The 6920-nt window shown below is 58.8% G+C and carries 4 protein-coding genes and 2 pseudogenes; 5 read left to right on the top strand and 1 reads right to left on the bottom strand.

What is annotated here, in order from left to right:
- Positions 1-959 precede the first annotated feature (959 nt).
- Both AC628_RS22865 and AC628_RS22860 read left to right on the top strand, forming a co-directional pair.
- A complete protein-coding gene (locus AC628_RS22865) occupies positions 960-1913 on the top strand; it encodes an ArdC family protein (RefSeq protein WP_245321277.1) in 954 nt (317 codons plus the stop codon).
- A 777-nt stretch (positions 1914-2690) separates the two neighbouring features.
- Positions 2691-3500 (top strand): annotated as a pseudogene (locus AC628_RS22860) (DUF2130 domain-containing protein); the annotation flags it as partial.
- 96 nt (positions 3501-3596) lie between these two features.
- Here AC628_RS22860 and AC628_RS22855 read toward each other — a convergent pair.
- Positions 3597-3743: pseudogene (locus tag AC628_RS22855) on the bottom strand (IS3 family transposase); the annotation flags it as partial.
- A 383-nt stretch (positions 3744-4126) separates the two neighbouring features.
- Between AC628_RS22855 and AC628_RS22850 the strand changes: the two are divergent.
- The 3 genes from AC628_RS22850 (at position 4127) to AC628_RS22840 (ending at position 6436) form a co-directional block, all read left to right on the top strand.
- The gene (locus AC628_RS22850; RefSeq protein ID WP_074128981.1) at positions 4127-4528 is read left to right on the top strand and encodes a hypothetical protein; all 402 of its coding nucleotides are present in this window, start codon (positions 4127-4129) and stop codon (positions 4526-4528) included.
- Positions 4529-4731: 203 nt separating this feature from the next.
- Entirely contained in the window at positions 4732-5529 is a 798-nt protein-coding gene (locus tag AC628_RS22845; RefSeq protein ID WP_074128980.1) for a type IV toxin-antitoxin system AbiEi family antitoxin domain-containing protein, read from the top strand.
- Positions 5516-6436, top strand: coding sequence for a nucleotidyl transferase AbiEii/AbiGii toxin family protein (locus AC628_RS22840; RefSeq protein WP_074128979.1), 921 nt, complete (start codon positions 5516-5518; stop codon positions 6434-6436). The genes AC628_RS22845 and AC628_RS22840 overlap by 14 nt, the downstream gene beginning before the upstream one ends.
- Positions 6437-6920 lie beyond the last annotated feature (484 nt).

The following is a 6920-nucleotide window of genomic DNA, read 5'->3' as shown; positions in this document are numbered from 1 at the left end:
TGCCTCAGCTTGAGATCCGACTAAATGCAGCTTGGCGTCTTAGAGTTTGAACGACTCAAATAGGCTTTTAGTTTTGCAGGCCGTTGGATTGGCCTTACAAAATTTCTTCGCGACACAGGCGGGATTTGCCGCGCATAGCCGGACGTCTTTACAGGAGGTGACGTTGTTTCAACCTGAAAGTGCAGAAGACAGGACGGGCAGCCGACTTGTCAAGATGGAGGCTGGGGTACCCGCGAAATTAGGGGCCTGCGATGGCGAGTGAACTTTCAAGGACTTCTGAGGATGGCTTTCCCAATCCGAGTAGGAGAGCGGTACACCTGGTGGCGAGGTCGCACATGCGGAAGTTAATTTTCCGGCTCCGATTTCTCGCTTCCAGCCGCTAATGGGTTCTTTCCATATTATATCAGGCGGGGTCAATGTTGGACGCCGGTTGGGGGTCAAAAGCAGCGCCGATATCCATAGCGTCGACTTCGACAGAACGCTGAACGCAACGTGCGGAAAGTCGTTGTCCGCTGGGTCGGCTGGGAATCCGGCGATCCCAAACAAATTCATAGATTGTCAAATTGTCGCGGCCGCCAGGACGGAATGATGTTCTGGCAACCGCCCGCTGCGCGGTCGCCGCGCTCTATCTCCTGCGGCGACGGAGCCGCCAGCGCCGTCTCCGCCCTGAGGGTCACGATCGCTGTCGCGAAGTCGCTGTTCGGCTAATGCCGCGCTTCGCGCGCAAGCTTGTCCGCTGCGCTCAATAGAGCGGGGGACATGAGGGGCACTGCCCCTCACCCCAGCAAGATCTTCTTTCGTCTTCCGGTGCAGCAAGTCGGTCGCACGTCGCGCTGCGCGGCTCGGTGCAACCGCGTTGCGCATCATCGGATGCGCGCCGGCATCGCCGGCGCCGAAACAAGCTCTTGCCCCCCCGAAACCCCGGTCTCGCCGACGGGCAGGCGGCGTGGCGAGAGGCCATGCGCGCGCTGCGTCAATTCAAGAGAGAGATCATGACCAAATCTGCGAGAGACCGCTTCGACGTTCATCAGGACATCACGAGCCGCATTGTTCAGGCCATCGAGGCCGGCGCCGGGACTTTCGTTCTGCCATGGCATCAGGGTGCCAGCACGAAAATGCCAGTCAACGCCACGACGCAACGCGCCTATCGAGGGGTCAATGTGCTGTCGCTGTGGATCACCGCCCAAGGCCTCGGCTATCGCTCGCATCAATGGGCAACGTTCAAGCAGTGGCAGAGCAGCGGCGCGCAAGTCCGCAAGGGCGAGAAAGGAACGCCGATCGTGTTCTACAAGACGCTGGAGATCCAGAACCCCGAGCCCGAGCAAGGGCAGGGTGAAGACGCCCACTGCATCCCGTTCGCGCGCGCCTCGTGGGTTTTCAATGCCGAACAGGTCGACGGTTTCGCGGCCGCGACGCCCGAGCCTCCCACAGCGCCCTTGTTCGAACGCCTCGAGCAGGCGGACAAGGCGATTGCTGCCACGGGCGCGGCTATCGAATACGGCGGGACGCAAGCTTTCTATGATCGCAGGACCGATCGCATCCGCGTTCCCGATCCGAGCGCATTCCTCGGCTCGCCCACGAGCTCACCGCAAGAGAGCTTCTATTCCACGGTGCTGCATGAACTGACGCATTTCAGCGGCGCGCCCCATCGTCTGAACCGCGAGAAAGGCAAGCGCTTTGCCGACAAGCCCTATTGCTTCGAGGAGTTGATTGCGGAACTTGGTGCGGCGTTCCTGTGCGCCGAACTCGGAATTACCAACGAACCGCGTCCGGATCATGCTCAGTATATCGACCAGTATCTCGCAATTCTCAAAGAGGACAAGCGGGCGATCTTTCAAGCAGCAACCGCCGCGACCGCTGCGACAGCCTATTTGCTGGCGTTCAGCAGCCAGTCGCAAGAGTCTGCCGCGTAGCGTGCTTTTCATCGAGGAACGAAGTCGCGCATCGCCGCTGCGCGGCTTCCGCTCCTCGTTCTCGTTTTGCGGATTACGGTGCTGCGCGGCGTGCGCGCTCGCCTCGCTTCGCTCGGCGCCGATTTAAGCCAGCATCAACTCTTGGCCCCGCCAGAACAAAAGAACCCGCCTGACGAACGTCAGGCCCGGGTTGGTTGCAGGCCTTCACAGCGCGTCAGGCGGGGAGTGATCAATTGCACGTTGGGAATAGGGAGCCCAACGAGACAAGACTACCTGCTCACCAAACCGAGTGATTGACCAAATCAGGTACTTCCTGGTCAGAATGGGGCCCAACTGACGCTCTCCTTGGAGTCCGGTCAGAGAATCCCCCAGGCGCGATACTTGAGCGCGCTCTGGCCGATCTACAGCATGCTCATGGGTGGCTTGGCCGTGCTCTCCCTTCTTCCTAAAGTTCGGAAGCATCTGGCTGTTCGCGTAACCCTCGGATGCTCGGCTGAGTCCTCGGGGCGCGACACCCTCGACCAAATTAGGGGCCGCCCGTGCGTGCATCGAGATCATCCACCGCACCTGCCCCCAAACCCGATCGCGCTCAGCCGGCCTTCGTGCGGCTTGCCAGGCTACGTCCTCGATCCCGCCCTCGCCATCACGCCGGAGCGATGAGTGAGCGCTCGTTTGAGCGCGCGGTGACATCAGCCGGCTTTTTGCCATCCCCAACTCGCGGCTCGAGGGCAGCAAACAATCTCGTCGCGCAGGCCTCAGATTTTGCTCCCCATTCTGATTAAGGATCGTGATGACGCGATCGAGCGCCTCAAGGATATGAAGGCCCGCCTCTCGACCAAGATGGTTGGGGAGACCCTTGAGCAGCACTGCGAGATCGAGTTCAACCGGGTGCGTTCGATGGCCTTTCCGCGGTCGTATTTCGAAAAGGACAACGACGCGCGGACCGGCAGCAAGGGCGATTACATCTTTCGCGACTCGGACGAGGCCGGCACCGAAATCATCTCGATCATGTTTGAGATGAAGAACGAGAGCGATAGAACCGCAACGAAGGGCAAAAACGAGGACTTCCTCAAGGAACTCGACCGGGATCGCACCGAGAAGGGCTGCGAGTATGCCATCCTGGTCTCACTGCTCGAACCTGACAGCGAACTCTACAACGCGGGCTTCGTGGACGTCTTCCACCGTTATCCGAAGATGTACGTTATCCGGCCGCAGTTCTTCCTGCCGATGATTACGCTTTTGCGGAACGCCTCTCTGAACTCATTGAAGTACAGGACGGAGCTCGCGCTCATTAAGGCGCAGAATATCGACATTACACAGTTTGAAAACCAGTTGGAGACGTTCAAGAACGGGTTCGCCAAGAATTACGATCTTGCCTCCAGGAATTTCCAGACGGCGATCACTGAGATTGATAAGTCTATCGATCACCTTCAGAAAACAAAGGACGCGCTGATTGGTGCGGATCGTAATCTGCGCCTTGCAAACGACAAGGCCCAGGATGTGACGATCAAGAAGTTGACCAGGTCCAATCCGACTATGGCGGCGAAATTCGCGGAGCTTAAAAACCAAATTGAGGCCGCCGAGTAATGAAGCCTTGGTCGGACCATGCGTGTAAGCTGGCGTACCCCAAGTTCAGTATAAGAGACTAAGCGTTGAGCTGCTGCCGGTTTGATGGACACCGGGTTAAGCTAATCCCACCTTGCGCTCGAACTCAACCGGGCTGAGATAGCCGATGGTCGAGTGTCTGCGGGTGGTGTTGTAAAATCTCTCGATGTAGTCGAACACATCGGCGCGTGCCTCGTCTCTGGTCCTGTAGGTTTTGCCTTCCGTTCAATGCGCTTTTGAGCACATAGAGTTTACCTGTATGTCTGACTTGTGGTGGAGCGGTCTGAAGCGCCCGATGCGGGCGGCGCTCCTTGGGCGCGTTAGGCGAGCAAACTCTTTATCTTACCGTCGCTCGGCCCGCTGCCTATCTTACCGCATCCGCTATGCCGATTGGCCCGTCGCAGAGGTCCGCTAATCTCAAGGACCTGTGCGACTGGGGTATTTCGTACGAAAGGCTCCAACTCTTAGGAGGGGCTGTCGCTCGAAGAGAGTTCAGCCTTTAACATGCTTTTCCGGGGCGCCTTAGGCTTGGTTGCTGTGGTGATTTTTGCGAATGCTCGTAAGATGTAGAGGGAGTAAGTTCGCGGAAGCCGGGTACGGGTGGGGCAGTGAACTTCCAGGTGACGGTTCTCAAGGTGCTGGTCAGCTATCCAGACGGGTTCGCCGTCATGGCGGACATCAAGCGTGACATGGCCATTCTGGCGACGAGCGGGCGGGACTGGGCCGAACGCACGAAGCGATTGGCAGCCCGCGTGCCCGATCTGGATATCTTTTCCCAAGGTCTCATCGAGCGGATGAACGGCGGCTGGCGTATCACTGACAAGGGACGCGCGGTTCTCGAGATCATGGAGGCGCGGCCCGCGACGGAGCTGCCTAATGTCCGCGCTGTCGAGGTGCCGACTCCAGCCGCGACTTTGTCAATGCCTTCGATAGGGCCAGTTCGACGCATGCGGGAAGGCAGGCGACGCCAACGCGATGCTGTCCGGCGAAGACAAGCGAGTGCGTCGTAACAAAGCTCGATTAAGGGATTAACCAGCGAGTCTCGGCTTTCGGAAGGCGAGAATTACGGGCCGCCGGAGGGCAGGTCCCGAGCCCCTCGGAACGAAGGTTTCCTAGGGGTTTATGTTTATGCAATTTTACTTAGTGTGACTGCGCAAAATGGTTAGGTTTAAAACCTTGAGGTTGGTTTGAAAAGAATGCTAATTTGCTTAGTATGGCTGAGCAAAAGAACAGGAAGCTAAACAAGCTCGAAAGGACCCTCCCGCAGGGACTTCTGGTTGATGCCGCCTGGATGGAACGGCACGGATATTCCACCAGCCTGCGCAGCCAATACGTATCGGCCGGCTGGCTGGTTCAGCCGGCGCGGGGAACCTTCAAGCGCCCGCTCGGCGAACTCTCCTGGCAGGGCGTCGTCGTTTCACTTCAGCGACTGCTCGGCTCTGATCTCGTCGTTGGCGGACGTACCGCCATTGAGGCGCAAGGCTTCGGCCACTACTTGAGCCAGGCGGGTCCTTCGACCGTACATCTATATGGAACGCGGCCTGCTCCCGGCTGGCTCAGCAAACTCCCGCTCAAACAGAAATTCCGCGTTCACCGCGCGCAGAGCCTGTTCACAACGCGCGGGAGCTCGCCCGGATCAAAGTCAGAGACGACGCGGGAAATACCGGGATCATTCGACTGGCCTCTCACGGTATCGACACCCGAACGTGCGTTCCTTGAACTGCTCGACGAATTGCCCCGCCACGAAAGCTTCCATCAGGTCGATGCATTAGCGGAAGGCTTGAGGAGCCTAGGTCCCCGGCGGCTGCAAATGCTTCTGAACGACTGCAAAAGCGTCAAGGTCAAACGATTGTTCTTCTGGTTCTCGGAGCGGCATCAGCACGCTTGGCTCAAACAGATCGACAAGTCGAAAGTCGATCTCGGCACGGGAAAGCGCATGCTCGTCAAGGGCGGCAAACTCGACACCAAATACCTCATAACCATCCCAGACGACCTCAATGCCCCCGTCTGAAAAATATCGGCATCAAGTGGCCTTGTTGATCGAGACGATCCCGTTCGTCGCGGCGGAACCCAATTTTGCGCTCAAGGGTGGCACCGCCATCAATCTCTTCCACCGCGACATGCCGCGCCTATCGGTCGATATCGACCTGACATATCTGCCGGTAGCTCCGCGTCCCGAATCTCTTGCCGCGATCGATGCGGCGATGAGGCGAATGGCGGCGGCGATCAGGAAAGGATTGCCGGGCGCACGGGTGACGGAAGTCGTCAACGCCCGCGAGAAGATCGTCACCAAGCTGACCGTCCAGCAAGGCGACGCGCAGATCAAGATCGAGGTCACCCCGGTGATCAGGGGCTGCGTCTTCGAGCCGGAGCTGCGCGACGTGTCGCCGAGCGTCGAAGAAACGTTCGGCTTCGCACAGATGAAAGTCGTTTCGTTCGCCGATCTATACGCTGGCAAACTCGTCGCGGCGCTCGACCGGCAGCATCCGCGTGACCTCTTTGATGTCCGCGATCTGCTCGCCAACGAAGGCATCACGGACGATCTCCGCAAGGCGTTCATCGTCTACCTCATCAGCCATGACAGGCCGATTTCCGAGGTTGTGGTTCCGCGCCGCAAGGACATCGGGCACGAATTCACGCACGGCTTCGCGGGCATGACCGCCGATCAAGTAACCTTGGACGAGTTGCTCGAAGCCCGGGAGATGCTGATCGCCGAACTCGCGGGAAAAATGCCCCAAGCTCACAAGGATTTCCTCATAGGGTTCAAGCGCGGCGAGCCCGATTGGAGCCTGCTGGGCGACGCCGGCGCGGCGGAGCTGCCGGCGGTGCGCTGGAAGCAGATCAATCTGGACAATCTTCCTGCCGAGCACCGGGCGAAGCTCGTCGCACAGCTCGAGGAAGTCTTGCGCAATGCCTGATCGCGCGCTCGCGCATCGGATCAAGTAATTTTTCGTGGAAATGCCAGCTCACATAGCCGCTGTGTCACGCGCTGGCGCTGCGCGAGCTCGGTGACTGACGGATCCCAATCACCGAGATGGGTTCCGATGTCGATCATGATCGACGTGAGCGCGCGGCGGCGATGCCACGCCCTCGGTGGCCCCGACCTCCGCCATGAGGTTTGTCCGCGCGGGGAATGTGCTGTCCGCTGATCGGACAACGGCCGTCGTAAATTCAGACAGTTTGCAATGAGGTGCGCCGGAAAAGTGCTGAGAACGCGTGACTTCGCAATTGGCACGAGCCTTGCGGAGGCGATGCCTTAGCTTGGAACGAGAACAACTCTCTTCAGGCAAAGGAAATAGAAATGCCAACGAACGTCCGCTATTCCAACGTGCTCTCCTGGGTGCACTTTGGCGATCTGCATATCACCGATCGTGACGAGCAGAACTATCAGGAGTTCCTGAC

Source organism: Bradyrhizobium sp. NAS96.2 (genome assembly GCF_001908235.1).
Lineage (GTDB): Bacteria > Pseudomonadota > Alphaproteobacteria > Rhizobiales > Xanthobacteraceae > Bradyrhizobium.
The sequence above is the reverse complement of the archived record's forward strand: the minus strand, read 5'-3'. Positions and strand labels throughout refer to the sequence as shown.

Coding starts and splice junctions, on each gene's coding strand:
- AC628_RS22840 (WP_074128979.1), top strand. CDS start 5,516: ATGCCCCCGTCTGAAAAATATCGGCATCAAGTGGCCTTGTTGATCGAG.
- AC628_RS22865 (WP_245321277.1), top strand. CDS start 960: ATGCGCGCGCTGCGTCAATTCAAGAGAGAGATCATGACCAAATCTGCG.
- AC628_RS22845 (WP_074128980.1), top strand. CDS start 4,732: ATGGCTGAGCAAAAGAACAGGAAGCTAAACAAGCTCGAAAGGACCCTC.